The sequence below is a fragment of the Amycolatopsis sp. NPDC043885 genome, from assembly GCF_056435685.1.
In genome coordinates this window covers 353,884-367,700 of the sequence record NZ_JBWKEA010000004.1, presented here as the reverse complement: position 1 = coordinate 367,700, position 13,817 = coordinate 353,884, and the positions used below count along the sequence as shown (strand labels likewise).

Annotated in this window: 16 protein-coding genes; 7 read left to right on the top strand and 9 right to left on the bottom strand. The window is 68.7% G+C overall.

Features of this window, described 5'->3' with window-relative positions; translation table 11 throughout:
* Window positions 1–47: 47 nt before the first annotated feature.
* Window positions 48–2,357, top strand: a complete 2,310-nt coding sequence (locus AC069I_RS16800) for a PQQ-dependent sugar dehydrogenase (protein ID WP_478265780.1) — start codon at window positions 48–50, stop codon at window positions 2,355–2,357.
* Between the two features lie 165 nt (window positions 2,358–2,522).
* Window positions 2,523–3,113 (top strand): hypothetical protein, encoded by a 591-nt coding sequence (locus AC069I_RS16795; RefSeq protein ID WP_478265779.1) that lies wholly within the window; start codon window positions 2,523–2,525, stop codon window positions 3,111–3,113.
* 8 nt (window positions 3,114–3,121) lie between these two features.
* Here AC069I_RS16795 and AC069I_RS16790 read toward each other — a convergent pair whose 3' ends face one another.
* The 3 genes from AC069I_RS16790 to AC069I_RS16780 all read right to left on the bottom strand — a co-directional run bounded on the left by AC069I_RS16790 (window position 3,122) and on the right by AC069I_RS16780 (window position 5,160).
* Window positions 3,122–3,556 carry a VOC family protein gene (locus AC069I_RS16790; RefSeq protein ID WP_478228944.1) on the bottom strand — a complete coding sequence of 145 codons (435 nt, stop codon included), beginning with the start codon at window positions 3,554–3,556 and terminating at the stop codon, window positions 3,122–3,124.
* Window positions 3,556–4,542 carry an aldo/keto reductase gene (locus AC069I_RS16785; RefSeq protein ID WP_478265778.1) on the bottom strand — a complete coding sequence of 329 codons (987 nt, stop codon included), beginning with the start codon at window positions 4,540–4,542 and terminating at the stop codon, window positions 3,556–3,558. The genes AC069I_RS16790 and AC069I_RS16785 overlap by 1 nt, the downstream gene beginning before the upstream one ends.
* A gap of 63 nt (window positions 4,543–4,605) precedes the next feature.
* Window positions 4,606–5,160, bottom strand: a complete 555-nt coding sequence (locus AC069I_RS16780; protein WP_478265777.1) for a cysteine hydrolase family protein — start codon at window positions 5,158–5,160, stop codon at window positions 4,606–4,608.
* 94 nt (window positions 5,161–5,254) lie between these two features.
* On the opposite strand from AC069I_RS16780, the gene AC069I_RS16775 reads away from it, so the two are divergent.
* A complete protein-coding gene (locus AC069I_RS16775) occupies window positions 5,255–7,063 on the top strand; it encodes a glycoside hydrolase family 5 protein (protein ID WP_478265842.1) in 1,809 nt (602 codons plus the stop codon).
* A gap of 5 nt (window positions 7,064–7,068) precedes the next feature.
* On the opposite strand, the gene AC069I_RS16770 is transcribed toward AC069I_RS16775, so the two are convergent.
* Both AC069I_RS16770 and AC069I_RS16765 read right to left on the bottom strand, forming a co-directional pair.
* The gene (locus tag AC069I_RS16770; RefSeq protein ID WP_478229007.1) at window positions 7,069–7,416 is read right to left on the bottom strand and encodes a VOC family protein; all 348 of its coding nucleotides are present in this window, start codon (window positions 7,414–7,416) and stop codon (window positions 7,069–7,071) included.
* Window positions 7,394–7,963 (bottom strand): PadR family transcriptional regulator, encoded by a 570-nt coding sequence (locus AC069I_RS16765; protein ID WP_478228941.1) that lies wholly within the window; start codon window positions 7,961–7,963, stop codon window positions 7,394–7,396. Before AC069I_RS16765 ends, AC069I_RS16770 begins: the two co-directional genes overlap by 23 nt.
* Before the next feature lie 123 nt (window positions 7,964–8,086).
* On the opposite strand from AC069I_RS16765, the gene AC069I_RS16760 reads away from it, so the two are divergent.
* On the top strand, window positions 8,087–8,470 hold the full coding sequence (locus tag AC069I_RS16760) for a nuclear transport factor 2 family protein (protein ID WP_478265776.1): 384 nt from the start codon (window positions 8,087–8,089) through the stop codon (window positions 8,468–8,470).
* Window positions 8,471–9,080: 610 nt separating this feature from the next.
* On the opposite strand, the gene AC069I_RS16755 is transcribed toward AC069I_RS16760, so the two are convergent.
* Window positions 9,081–9,737: a DNA alkylation repair protein gene (locus AC069I_RS16755; RefSeq protein ID WP_478228939.1), complete on the bottom strand. Its 657-nt coding sequence runs from the start codon at window positions 9,735–9,737 to the stop codon at window positions 9,081–9,083.
* A 317-nt stretch (window positions 9,738–10,054) separates the two neighbouring features.
* On the opposite strand from AC069I_RS16755, the gene AC069I_RS16750 reads away from it, so the two are divergent.
* Window positions 10,055–10,456, top strand: a complete 402-nt coding sequence (locus AC069I_RS16750) for an STAS domain-containing protein (RefSeq protein WP_478265775.1) — start codon at window positions 10,055–10,057, stop codon at window positions 10,454–10,456.
* Between the two features lie 22 nt (window positions 10,457–10,478).
* Complete coding sequence (locus AC069I_RS16745; RefSeq protein ID WP_478228937.1) at window positions 10,479–11,723, top strand: PucR family transcriptional regulator; 1,245 nt, start codon at window positions 10,479–10,481, stop codon at window positions 11,721–11,723.
* A 27-nt stretch (window positions 11,724–11,750) separates the two neighbouring features.
* Here the strand turns inward: AC069I_RS16745 and AC069I_RS16740 are convergent, their stop codons facing one another.
* Window positions 11,751–12,017: an STAS domain-containing protein gene (locus tag AC069I_RS16740; protein WP_478228936.1), complete on the bottom strand. Its 267-nt coding sequence runs from the start codon at window positions 12,015–12,017 to the stop codon at window positions 11,751–11,753.
* Between the two features lie 171 nt (window positions 12,018–12,188).
* Complete coding sequence (locus AC069I_RS16735) at window positions 12,189–12,380, bottom strand: DUF2795 domain-containing protein (protein ID WP_478228935.1); 192 nt, start codon at window positions 12,378–12,380, stop codon at window positions 12,189–12,191.
* Window positions 12,381–12,498: 118 nt separating this feature from the next.
* On the opposite strand from AC069I_RS16735, the gene AC069I_RS16730 reads away from it, so the two are divergent.
* Window positions 12,499–13,437 carry a universal stress protein gene (locus AC069I_RS16730; protein ID WP_478265774.1) on the top strand — a complete coding sequence of 313 codons (939 nt, stop codon included), beginning with the start codon at window positions 12,499–12,501 and terminating at the stop codon, window positions 13,435–13,437.
* 10 nt (window positions 13,438–13,447) lie between these two features.
* Here AC069I_RS16730 and AC069I_RS16725 read toward each other — a convergent pair whose 3' ends face one another.
* Complete coding sequence (locus AC069I_RS16725; protein WP_478232471.1) at window positions 13,448–13,807, bottom strand: hypothetical protein; 360 nt, start codon at window positions 13,805–13,807, stop codon at window positions 13,448–13,450.
* Window positions 13,808–13,817: the final 10 nt, after the last annotated feature.

Sequence of the window (13,817 nt, the reverse complement as noted above, 5' to 3'; positions counted from 1 at the left end):
CCGGAGAGCCGTCTTGTTCCGGCCGGTCCCCGCGCGGAGGAGTTCGTGTGCTGAGTTCCCGTCGTTTCCCGTTCCCCCGAAGATCACGGCGCGCGCTGGCGGTGGGCGTGGTCGGCCCGCTGATCGGCGCGCTCGCGGTCGGTCTCGTCACCGTCGCCCCCGCCGAAGCCGCGGTACCCGCCGGGTTCACCGACACGGTGTCGATCGGCGGGCTCAGCTCGCCGACCGCCACCGCGTTCGCGCCGGACGGACGGGTGTTCGTCGCCGAAAAGAGCGGTCTGGTCAAGGTCTTCGACTCGCTCGCCGACACGACGGCGATGGTGTTCGCCGACCTCCGCACCCAGACACAGGACTTCTGGGATCGCGGCTTGCTCGGGCTCGCCGTCGACCCCGCTTTTCCCGCCAGGCCGTACGTCTACGTCTCGTACACCCTCGACGCGGAGCCCGGCGGGACCGCGCCGCGATGGGGTGACACCTGCCCGACCCCGCCCGGCGCCACGGACAAGGGATGCGTCGTGACCGGCCGGGTCTCCCAGCTGACGATGGGTTCGGCCGGCACGGCCGTCAGCGAAAAGCCTCTGGTCACGGGGTGGTGCCAGCAGTTCCCCAGCCACTCGGTCGGTGCGCTCGCCTTCGGGCCGGACGGTGCTCTGTACGCGGGCGGCGGTGACGGCGCCAGCTTCACCTTCACCGACTACGGCCAGGCCGGGAACCCGTGCGCCGATCCGCCCTCGCCTGCCGGGACGAACCTCGCGCCGCCGACCGCCGAGGGCGGCGCGCTGCGTTCGCAGTCGCCACGGCGCCCTGCCGGGCAGCCGGTCCTGCTCAACGGAACGGTGCTGCGCATCGACCCGGACACCGGCGAAGGCGTCCCCGGCAACCCCTTCGCGAACAGCGCCGACGCCAACGCCCGGCGCGTGATCGCCTACGGCGCTCGCAACCAGTTCCGGTTCGGCTTCCGGCCGGGCACCGGCGAGCTCTGGGCGGGTGACGTCGGCTGGGACACCTGGGAGGAGATCAACCGCGTCGCCAACGTCGGTGACGGCGTGGCGGAGAACTTCGGCTGGCCCTGTTTCGAAGGCAACGCCAGGCAGGCAGGCTACGACGGCGCGAACCTCGACCGCTGCGAGTCCCTGTACTCCTCCGGCGGGCACTCCGTGCCCTACTACGCCTACAACCACCGCGCCAAGGTGGTGGCGAGCGACCCCTGCCCCACCGGAGGCTCGTCGATCAGCGGCATCGCGTTCGAATCCGGCAGCAACTACCCCGCCGACTACTCCGGCGCGTTGTTCTTCTCCGACTCGTCCCGTGGGTGCATCTGGGCCATGCAGGCCGTCGACGGCCAGCCGAGCCCAAGCCGTCTCGTACCGTTCGTGACCGGCGTCAACGTCCCGGTGCAGGTGCTCACCGGACCGGGCGGCGACCTGTTCTACGTCGCGCTGGGCAGCGGCGAACTCCGCCGCGTGAGCCATCCGGGCGGCACCAACCGGCCGCCTTCCGCGGCGTCCACGGCGAATCCGACGAGCGGACCGGCTCCGCTGACCGTGCGGTTCGACGGCACGTCCTCCACCGACCCGGACGCCGGGGACACCCTGTCCTACGCCTGGGATCTCGACGCGGACGGCGCGTACGACGACTCGTCGGACTCCGCCCCCACCTGGACCTACACCGCGGCCGCCGCCGTCGATGCCGGATTGCGGGTGACGGACTCCCACGGCGCGAGCGCGACCACGACGGTGCGGGTGACCGTCGGCAACCCGGAGGGCCTCGACCCGGTGCCGGTCATCGACAGCCCGGCAAGCACGCTGACCTGGTCCGTCGGCCAGAGCGTGTCCTTCTCCGGCCGCGCCGTCGACGCCCAGGACGGACAGCTCCCGGCGGCGGCGCTCTCGTGGCGGCTCGCGATCCGGCACTGCGCGACCAACGGCACCTGCCATACGCACAACGTCCAGGACTTCCCCGGCGCCGCGGCGGGCTCGTTCGTCGCACCGGACCACGACTACCCGTCGTACCTGCGGCTGACCCTCACCGCGACCGACTCGACCGGCCGGACCGGCAGCAAGACCGTCGACCTCCAGCCCCAGACGGTGTCGCTGAGCTTCACCTCCAGTCCCAACCAGGCGATGCTCACCGTCGGCGGCACGCAGCAGCGCACACCGTTCTCCCGGACGGTGATCGCCGGCTCCACCAACTCGATCAGCGCGGACAGCCCGCAGAATCTGCCGCCGCTCAACCTGAAGTACGCCTTCACCGGCTGGGCGCACGGCGGTGCGCGGACGCAGAACATCATCGCGCCGGGTACATCCACGACCTACCAGGCGAAGTACCGGCTCTGCTGGCTGTTGCAACCCTGCTGAAGTCCAAGACGGCGGGTTCGCGTGTCACGCGAACCCGCCACAGCATGCTTTTCCTTGTCGCGGAACACCTTTCGCCACAACCGTAAGATCCTCGAAAGGGTCGGAACCCCCACCGGGAACACCTCGTCGGATCGCCGATCCAGATCCGCACGAAGGGTGAATCCGATGACCTATCCAGGCCTGCCCGACCAGCAGAACACCCAGTCTTCGACTGTCAAGCCCGGTGTGGCCATCGGGATCCTGGTCGCGGTGATCGCGCTGGTCGCCTTCTGCGTCACCGGTTTCGCCGCGCCCGGTTTCCTGCTCCGCAAAGGGCCCGGGATCTCGTTGCCCGCCCCGCTCAGCAGCCCGACGACCAGCTCTTCACCCACGAGCACCACGGAAAGCCCGACCAGCACCAGGGTCAGCCGTCCGAGCCGCCAGCGGATCACCATCACCAGGCGCCCGGTTCCGCCGCCCGAAAAGGGTATTCAGGTGATCGCGGACTTCCTCTCCAAGATCGCCGCCGGGGACAAGCCGTCGGCGATCACGCTCGCTTGCGAGGCGCAGAAGAGGTTAACGGACGACAAGATCGATTCTCTTCTCCCGCTGGGTTCACGCGTTCAAATAACGAATACCGGCGGGACGGCCAAGTTCGTCTTGGCCGACGTCGCCGGAGTCGTCAAAGGACGGTCCGCCAGGGGCACCGTGATCGCGGACCGCACGGAGGACGGCGGCTTCTGCATCACGACGTTCAGCATTCGCGACGCGCGATGAGCACGGCCTCAGTCGAGGCAGAACTCGTTGCCCTCGATGTCCTGCATCACGATGCAGGACTCGTTCTCCCCGTCGGCGAGCATGACCCGCTCGCAGACCGCACCGAGCGCCTCCAAGCGGGTGCGTTCGGCCTGGAGGGCGGCGAGACGCTCTTCCCCCACGAGCCCGGTGCCCGCCCGCACGCAGAGATGCACCCGGTTCTTGACGACCTTGCCTTCGGGGACACGCTGGAAATACAGCCGCGGGCCCACCCCGGTGGGGTCGCTGCAGGCGAAGCTGGCGTCCTGTTTCTCGGGCGGCAGCGTGCGGGTGTGGTCGTCCCAGGTGGCGAACCCCTCCGGCGGCGACGGCACGACGTACCCCAGCACCTCGCACCAGAAACGGGCGAGACGCTCGGGTTTCGCGCAGTCGAAAGTGACCTGGACCTGTTTCACCGACACCATCAGACCACCCTAGTCGCTGTCGAACCGATCAAACCCGCGGCGCGCAGATCGGCCCAGACCTGTGCGGGCACCTCCGCGGCGAAGGACTCCACGTTGCGTCGGACCTCTTCGGCGGACCGCATCCCGACCGCGATGCCGGCGACGGCCGGGTGCTGGAGCGGGAAGGCCATGGCCGCTTGGGGAAGCGTCACGCCGTGCGCCTCGCACACGTCGGCGATCCGGTTCGCCCGCTCCACGACTTCCGGTGATGCGGTCTCGTAGTCGAAGTGCGCTCCCGCAACCGGCCTCGGCACGGCGAGCAGCCCGGAGTTGAAGACCGACGCCGCGATCACCGAGACACCGCGTTCCTCGCACGCGGGCAGGAAAGTGTCGAGCGCGCTGTGCTCGAGCAGCGTGTGGCGGCCGGACTGCATGATCACGTCGACATCGGTCTCCTCGACCAAAGTGGTCAGCATGGCCGTGTCGTACATACCGGCGCCGATCGCGCCGACGATCCCTTCCGACCGCAGTTCCGCGAGGGCTGGGTAGCCGTCGCGCATCGCGTCGTCGAAGTACTCCTCGGCGTCGTGCAGGTACAGCACGTCGATCCGGTCCAGGCCCATCCGCTCCAGGGAATCCTCGACGCTGCGCCGGATCCCGTCGCGCGTGAAGTCGCGTACCCGGCGATGCGTCGCGGGGACGTGGAAGCCCGCCGGATCCCTTTGCCCGTCCGCATCCTGGGGTACCAGCAGGCGGCCGACCTTCGTCGACAGGACGAAGGAATCACGCGGCCGCGAGCGCAGGAACTCGCCGATGCGGCGTTCGGAATGCCCGATCCCGTAATGCGGTGACGTGTCGTAGTACCGGATCCCGCCGTCCCAGGCCGCGGCCAGCGCCCCCGCCGCGGTCTCGTCGTCCAGTGGCGCGAACAAGCCGCCGAGCGGCCCGCCGCCGAAACCCAGCCGCGTCACCTCGACATCGGTGCGCCCGAGTCGCCTCGTCTCCATAACAGGCCCCCTTGATCAGGTCGGCGACCACGGTGCCACATCCGGGCGATCCGGTCCCGCGATTTATTCGCCGCCGACGAGCCACTCCGCACACGAGACGACCTCGAAGCCGCGGCTCGGGAACACCTTGTCGACGAAGAAGCCGTGCATCGCCAGATCGCCGTCGGCGCAACCGTCGCGCAGCACGGTCACGTGATAGCCGCGGTCCGCCGCGTCGTAGGCCGTCGCGGCCACCATGGCGCTGGTCGCGACTCCGGCGATCGCGACCGTGTCGACCCTCCTGGCGCGGAGCACCAGATCGAGATCGGTGCCGGCGAACGCGCTGGCACGGCGTTTCAGCACGACCACGTCCTCGTCGGCGACCGGCAGATCGATCTCCGTCCCGGCCGAACCCTCGTGGAAGGTGTCCCCCACCTCGTGGAACGTCTTGAACAGCGCGTTCCCGGGCGGCAGGTCGGCCCCGTTGCCGCGGAGTGCGAAGTGGACGAACACGACGAGCGCGCCGCCCGCACGCGCACGCGGCAGCAGACTCTTGATCGGCGGCAGGACTGTTCCGGTGAACGGGTAATTCCCCGTGATACCTCGCTGGAGGTCACCGATGATCAGCGCGGTGGTCATGCACGGAAGCTACCCGATCGTCCGTATACAACCGGCCGCGCGACTGGCTAGCCTCCGGCGGGTGAGGATCAAGAGTGTGCTGCTCGCCGTCCTGATGACCGCCGGAATCGTGATTCCCCCGCCCGCCGTCGCCACGGCGGACCCGTCGGCTTGGGTGGCGCCGCTGAGCACGCGCGGCCGCTACATCGTCGACGCGGCGGGCGACCGGTTCAAGCTGAAGGCCGCCAACTGGCACGGCGCGAGCGGTACGTGGACCGGCTCGGGCGACGTGAACGATCCGGCCGCGCACCACGCCGGTGAGATCGCCTACCAGACTCCGCTCGGGCTGGACCGTGCCTCGATCGACACGATCATCGACGGGCTGGCGGAGCTGGGCCTGAACAGCGTCCGGCTTCCCTTCTCCAACGCGATGATACACGACACCAGGCCGGTCCCCGACCTCCCGGCGAACCCGGAGTTGCGCGGCCTCACTCCGCTGCGGGTCTACGACCGCGTCGTCGCGCGGCTGACCACGCGCGGGTTCGCGGTGATCCTCAACAACCACACCACGACCTCCCGCTGGTGCTGTGGCCTCGACGGCAACGAGCGCTGGAACACCGCGCAGACCGAACAGCAGTGGCAGGACGACTGGCTGTTCATGGCGCGCCGCTACGCCGCGAACAAACGGGTGGCCGGCGCCGATCTGTACAACGAGGTACGCCGCAACGTCTTCGACGATCCCAATTGGGGCTGGGGAAACGGCACGGACTGGCAGCGCGCGAGCCAGCGGGTGGCCGACCGCGTCCTGACCGAGGCCAATCCCGACCTGCTGCTCATCGTCGAGGGCATCAACTGGACCGGCCTGCCCGTGGACGGCCTTCCCCACGGAAGGCCGACGCTGGAGCCTGCCCGCACGCTGTCGCATACGCTCGTGGACTCCGGGAAACTGGTCTACGCCGCACACTTCTACGGGTACACCGGTCCGAACCATTCCGGGGCGACCGGCACCGGCGAGACCCACGACCCGCGCTACCGCGACCTCTCGCCGCAGGAACTCCGTGATGTCCTTTACCGGCAGGCGTTCTTCGTCTCGGCGGAGACCGGCAAGCACTACACCGCGCCGCTCTGGATCAGTGAGTTCGGCGAAGGACGTCACACCACCGACGCGGCGAGCCGAGCCTGGTTCGAAAACTTCGTCGGCTACCTCGCGGAGACCGACACCGACTTCGCCTACTGGCCCGCTGTCGGCTTCCACGAAGGCAGCACGGGCAACGGCTGGTCCTTGCTCTCGTGGGACGCGGCCGGCCGACGCGTCGACGTGCTCGACGGCACGGACTGGCGTGGCCCCGCGTGGCGACGGCTGGTGAACGCGCCATCCCGCTCCGGACGGATCCCCGAGACCGAACGCTGGTCGATGCTGAACCTCGACTACGCGGATTTCCAGGCCTCGCGCAAGGTTCGCGCGATGACGGACTGGAATCCGGGCGCGCGCAAGGGAGCCTGTCCCGACGGCCAGCGCCTCACCGGTCTTTCCCATACCGGGAACCGGGGCCTCTGCACCGGCAGGCTCGCCGCCCCGGCGGGTTACGTCGTGGTCCGCGGGGAGACCTATGTGGACATCGACTGGGCGTCCGGCTACACCAAGGTGCAGTGCCCGCCCGATCACGCCGCGGTCGGCTACAGCGTCACCGGCGCGGCGTTCTCCGCACTCCTGTGCGGCGGATCCACCACTCCGCTCGGCCGGACCGGCCGGACCGTCTGGTTCGACCGCGGTGACAACCGGCCGTCCGGGAGCCCCGGCGGCGACTTCGCGTCGGGCCACTACAAGGGCCAATGCGCTCCGGGCGAATACGTCGCCGGTGTCGCGTACACCGGGCGCGTCGGCTCGAATCGCACTCCCGACGCGCTGCTCTGCCGCGCCTGACGCGTTCAGGCTACCAAGATGCAGAACGGATGCCCCGCCGGATCCGCGTAGACGCGCAAGGGTTCTTCCGGGTCTTCGCTGCGGTCGTACCGGAGCCGCCCGCCGAGTTCGAGGACGCGGGTGTGCTGCGCCTCGAGCTCCTCGACCGAGTCCACGGTCAGGTCCAGGCGCAGTTGCTGAGGCACCGGTTCGGCGTCCGGCCAGCTCGCTTCGTCCAGCCGGTCGACCTGCTGGAATGTCCACACCAGCAGGCGCCGGTAGAACTCCGCCAGCCCACGGGCGTCCGTGCAGTCCAAGACCACCTGACGGAACTTCGGACCCGTTTTCCGGTCAACCAAGCCGATCACCTCCATCACGCCGATCGAGTACCGCGAGAACCGTTTCACACCAACGAATGTTCTCCTGTTCGAACGCGATCCCGCGGGCGAGGGTCAGATACGGCCCGACACGGGGAGCGGTGGCGAGGAACTCCGCTTCGGCGGACTCGCCGAGCAGACGCTCACGAAGGCGCTCGAAGCGTTTGAGCTTCGTCTCGGCGATGGCCTTCCTGTCCGCGACGGCGCGCCGGACCTCCTTGTCGTCACCTGCCTCGAGGGCTTGGACCTGGACCAGCAGCTCGTCGCGGATCGCGGTCGGCTTCGGCACCCGGGTGGTGAATGCGGCGAGCTCGGCCGCGCCCGCGTCGGTCAAGGAGAAGAGCCGCTTGTTGGGACGCCGTCGCTGTTCGACGACTCGCGCCGCCACCAGGCCCTGCGACTCCATTTTGTCCAGTTCGCGGTAGAGCTGCTGTGGTGTCGCGGTCCAGAAGTTGGCGACCGACGCGTTGAAGCTCTTCGCCAGGTCGTAGCCCGAGGACTCGCCGTCCAGGAGCGTCGCGAGGATCGCGTTCCGCAGCGCCATGGCGCGATGATAGTGCCACGCGGATTAGTCGCAAAGTTGATTAGTCACTTTGATGGACAGTGGCGCGATGATCACCTACGCTCGGCGGCATCTACTCAACAAGTTGACTATGAGGAGATCGCCATGCTCACGTTCCGTGAAGCAGTCGAAGCGAAGGACGCCGCCGCGCTCGAGGCATTGCTCGCCGACGACGTGGTCTTCACCAGTCCGGTGGCGTTCAAGCCCTACCAGGGGAAGGCGATCACCGCGGCGATCCTGCGCGGCGTGCTGCGCGTGTTCGAGGACTTCCACTACGTCCGCGAGATCCACGACGACGCGCACCATGTTTACGAGTTCGAAGCGACGGTCGACGGGCTGAAGATCAACGGCTGCGACCTCCTGACCTTCGGCGCCGACGGCAAGATCACCGATTTCAAGGTGATGGTCCGGCCGCTGCGCGCGGCCGAGGCGCTCGCGGCACGGATGGGCGCCCAGTTCGAGGCCATCAAGGCGGACGCGCTCGGCTGAGGCTTCCCGCACTTGGGCCAAGAGCGGCGATCACGCGCGGCGTCCTGCCGTCGCACTGCCCAGCCGCCACTTCTCAACTGTCCCCAAGGGACACTTTTCGCGATATGAGCGCCCGATTGGAGTACTTTGCGGGGATTGGGGCGAGGTCGTGAGCGATAAAGAGGGTTAGAACCCCAATGCCACGTAGCTTAAGTTGATCTTGGGCGGGATTGACGGGTGGGGTGAAGGCTCCCTTCGCTGCGCCTGATGCGACGAAGGGCCGGTCATGGGTCGGGTTGGTCGTGAGTGGCGTTTCGGGTTCTAACCCGAAACGCCACTCACGACCCCCTCGCGCAATCGCCCATCCGGGCATCAATCGGACATTGAGCCAGCGAAAAGTGTCCTTAGTGGACACTCAGGGGGCGCGGTCGGCTCCTGCCAGCCAGGGCAACCGAGCGCGTGACCTGCGGCAATCCTCACCGCTTACGATCAAGACCCCCATCCAAGATCAACTTAAGCTACGCGGCATTGGGTTAGAACGATCTTTACCACTCACGACCCCGCACACATTCGCCCGAATCGCCCGAATTGGACACTTCGCCTCGAACGGGCGTCCCTTGTGGACGGCGCGTCACGACTGCCGTCGCACCATCTCGGCGATCCAGACGGGAGCGAACGGCGACGTGCAGTTCGGCGGGGTCGGATAGTCCTTGAGCACTTCGAGGCGCTCCCCGATGCCGATCGCCCGGGCACGTTGCTCCGCGTGCTCGATCCCGATCTGCGCCAGGCAGTGGTTCATCGCCCACTGCAGGCGATCCGGCGCGGTCTTCATCTCCGCTTCGATGACGTCGAGCAGCCGGGTGAGGTCGAGGCCCTCGGGCTTCTTCGCCACGCGTTCGGTCGTCAGGGCCCAGCCGGCGCTCGCGACCACGGGGTCCGGATCGGCCGACCACGCCAGGCGCAGCTCTTCGGCGTGCGGGCTCTTCTTGACCACATAGTTCACGAGCCAGTCGTGCACCTTCGGGGTACGCGCCTCACGCACCATGCGGTCCAGCTCGGCGCGGTCGAACGCCTTCGGGCGGCAGATCAGGAGCGCGAGCAGTTTCGCCGCCGTGTCGTCCGTTTCCCAGAGCTCGCGCGCGAGCTCCTGCTGGGTTTTCAGCCGCTTCGCGAGCGCACGCAGCTTGCCGAGGTTCACCCCGTGGTCGTCGCCATGCTTCTCGTTCACCTGCCGTGCGCGCGGGTCCTCGAGCGCGGCCAGTTCGGCCATCACCTCGGCTGTCGTCATCTCGGCCTCCCGACGTTCAGCCTACGAGGCGTGCCGGGTGGAGGAGCCGGTCGGGAACGGGGAAACCGCTCGCCGGCAGGGTGCCGATCGCCCGGTCGCCGAACTCGCGCCGACGAGATGCACCCCGACCTCGGCCAGGTGGTGGTCGGCGAAGCCAGGGCGTGACGGCCTGCCGGGCACCGCTCACCCGGCGTACCGAGTCACGGGGCTGCTACGGTTGACCCGTCGCGGTTCAGACACCAGCCGCCGGATCCATTCTTCCGGGTTCGGCCTGTCCACCGGGCAGCGGCCGGCCCCCGTACCGGCAAGGAGTCAACTTGACCGACTACCGCGCTCCCGCTTCTCATCCAGCACCTTCGACTCGGAGATTCGTTTCCTCTCTCGACATTTCGATCATCGCTTCCGCCGATGACACGGTGGTCACCGTATCCGGTGAGATCGACCTCGGTGTCTCGGACGACCTGCGACGGGCGCTGGACGAGGAACTCCGATTCAAGCCGTCGGCGCTGATCGCCGATCTGTCCGCGGTCAGCTTCTGCGATTCGTCCGGCTTCACCGTTCTCGTCCAGATCCGGGCGAAGGCCGAGGAAGCAGGCGTCCCGTTCATCATGGTCACCCAGGAACGGGCCTTGCTGCGTCCGATGGCGCTGCTCGGCCTCGACGCCGTCTTCACCGTGCACCCGACCCTCGATTCGGCACGGGACATGCTCACTCGCTGACCGGCTGCCATGATGGGCGGTTGTGACGAGTGACAAGGGTTCGGGCTTCCGTATCGGCGGCCGTCCACTGGCGGAACGGCTGACCGAAGTCCTGCCATCGCTCGCGAAGACGGTGCTGGCCGAGATCGTCTCCCGGATCCCGGAGTACGGCCTGCTCCCCGCCGAGGAACTCAGCGGCGACATCACGCAGGTGATCGAGCAGAACCTGCGCTCGTTCATCGACACTCTGCGCACCGGGTCCACACCGGCGCGCGAGGAACTCGACTTCCTCCGCGAGTCGGCGGCCCGGCGCGCGGAGGAAGGCATCCCGCTCGACGTCGTGCTCACCGCGTACCACATTGGCATCCAGGTGGTCTGGGCGTCACTGACGCCGGACGCGCGTCCGGAGGAGGTCGCCGACGTCCTGGCCGTCAACGCGCTGACCCTGCGTTACCTGGAGGTGGTCACGCCCGCGGTCGGCGCCGGGTACCTCGATGAGCGACAGACGATGTTCGACGACGAGCGGTCGGCGCGGCACACCGTGCTTTCCGCGCTGCTCGACGGCGAACCCGCGGAGGTCGCGGCGGGACAGGCCGGATTGCGGCTGCCGCCGTGCTACCTCGTCCTCGCGGCGTCGGTCGGGGCGCATCCGGACGAGGAGATCGACGGGGTCGACCCGCTGGTCGCCGGGCGACGAAAGCTCCGGCGGCTGCGGGTCGAACTCGAGCGCCAGATCCGGGACACCGTCCTGACCTCGCTCACTCCCGAAGGCGGCATCGCCTTGCTACCGCACGAAACCCCGGCCGGCGAACTGTCCACTCGCGACTGGGCCCGGCTGGAGCGTGTCCTCGTCGACGTCGCCAGGACGGCGGGTGCCGAGGTCATCGCCGGGGTGGCCGCCGCTAAACCGGCCGAGGTGCCCGACGCTGCGAAGCTCGCGCAGGACGTGCTCGCGGTCGCCATCGGAGCCGGACGGCCGCCGGGCCTGTACCGCCTCGACGACGTCCTGCTCGAATACCAGCTTTCCCGTCCCGGACCCGCACTCGACCGGCTGGCCTCCAGGCTGGCGCCGCTCGACGGCAACGAGGAACTCCTGCTGACGCTGGAGACCTTCCTCCGCCGGGGAGGGCGACGGCAGACCGCCGCGGCCCTGCACGTCCACCCCAACACGGTCGATTACCGGCTGCGCCGGATCGCGGACCTCACCGGGCTGGATCCCACGAGGCTCGAACACGTCGCCCTGGTGAGCGCGGCGCTCGCCGCTCGCGCGACCCGAGGCCGTTCTTGAGCCTCTTGTGACACGTCACCAACGACCCTACAAAACGTGAAGGTCCTCGCTGTCGCGGAGGTCGAGCAGCCGACGGGCGGAACGGCACTCACCAGGGAAGATGAAGAGGAGCGTGTGCGTTTCCTCGGCGAGCAGATGCGCTCGTTCGAGCACCCGCATGCCGGTCGTGCCGAAGAACTCGAGTTCGGACAGGTTGAGGATCACCCTGGTACCGCAGCCGTTGAGCCGCTGGCTCAGCATGTCCCACAGCCTCGGCGCGGTGCCGAGATCGACCTCGCCATTCGCCTTGACCACGGCGGTCCTCCTGGTCGGCCTGCTCACGTGCAGTCGGAGACGTCCCCGAGATTCCTCGAGCGCCCGCGGTGCGCGGGAGGCTGAGACTGCGCGCTTGCGGTCAAGCGCGCGGGGTGTCGACAAGGAAGTCATATATGGAAGTACCCAGGCGCGTCACCAGGTGAAACCGGCCTACCCCTTCGCGATCTCCTTGTTCACGCCGCTCGGGCCTTCGTACTCCCGGTCGGGAAGGTTCCGCAGCAGGTCGAGCGTCCGGTCGTCGGCGCCGTTGCCCTCGGCGGCCCGGACGAGATCGTCCCTGCCCGCCGGGTAGTCGACGCCCGAGAGGCACTTCTGGATTTCGATCGGGTTCGCGTCGCTCACGGTTTCTCCTCGCTTCCGATGGATTGTCCACTCCGCGTACCCGGCGAGCGACCGGGGAAACGCCGCGCTTGAAGGCCGGGGAAAGCGGGTATCACCAGCGTGTCGGAGGTGATGTTCCATGTCCGCTGCACAGACTGGCACCGGGCCGGTCGTGACCGGTTTCGACGGGTCGCCCGAAGCACGCCGCGCCGTCCGCTGGGCGGTCGCCGAGGCGAAGACCCGCGGCCTCGGCCTGGTCCTCGCGTACTGCACCCATGACCGGCTTCCCCCACCCGGCTCGGACCCTGTCGCGACGCCGCTGAACGAAGCGGTTCCCCAGGCCGCCGACGAAGCGGCCGACGTGGAACCTGCCCGTCGGCAACTCGCTTCGATGGCTGAAGCCCTTAAGCGCTCCGACCCCGGGCTCGACGTCCGCACGGTCGTCCGCGGCGGCATTCCGGAGGAGGTCCTGACCTCGGTCGCGGACGAGGTGGACGCGGCGATGATCGTTCTGGGTGAATCCCACACCGGGTTGTTCACCAAGGCGGTCCTCGGCTCGACCGAATCCGGCGTGACCAAGACCGCCGGCCGTCCCGTCGTGGTGGTGCGCGGGGACGAGCCGCCGCGGGGCGGACCGGTGATCCTCGGTACCGACGGCTCCGCACAGAGCGCTCAGGCGGCGGGGTTCGCGTTCGACTTCGCGGCTCGTCACGGGCTCACCGTGCACGCCGTCCACGTCGCGCGGATGCCGATCTGGGGGCCCGCGAGCGAACCCCTGCTCGGCGGTCCGGTACTGGACCCGGCGCCCGGCCTTCCCCAGGAGGTCGCCGACGAACTCGTCGCCCGGCAGCTCGAACCGTGGCGGGAGCGCTATCCGGACGTCGCCGTGGAGATGGTGCACGGCGTCGGTCCCGCCGCGCAGGCGCTGACCGTGCAGTCCAGTGAGGCCGCGCTGCTGGTGCTCGGCCGGAGCGATCACGGCGATCTCCGGCGTCTGCTGCTGGGATCGGTCAGTGACGACGCGTTGCATCACGCGCACTGCCCGGTGGCGGTGGTCCGCGCCCAGCCGGTCAGCTGAGCACCGAGTGTCACGAAGAGGTCAGTTCTCCGAGTGTTCGCTGGGAAACTCGCAGTTCAGCGGCCAGTAAGAGGCCGCCCGTACGAGCCTGCGCGAGCGCGTAGCCGACCTCGGAGACCTTGTCCCAAGCCTGCCGCGGCGTGTCACCCGCACCCACCCGGCCGGCCAGGAGGCTCTCTTCGAGCTGTTCCTGCAAGCCCGGCAGGACGTTGGCGAGGTCGTCGGCGAGCCGCTGCAACGCCCCGATGGTGCGGCAGAGGTCGGCGGGCGAGGCGGACTCGTCGTCCCGCAGCCTGGTGTACAGGCGGCGCACGACCGTCCCGGCCTGTGCGGCCAGCAGGTACGGCGGCTCTTCCGACTTCGGACTCATGCCCTGAAGT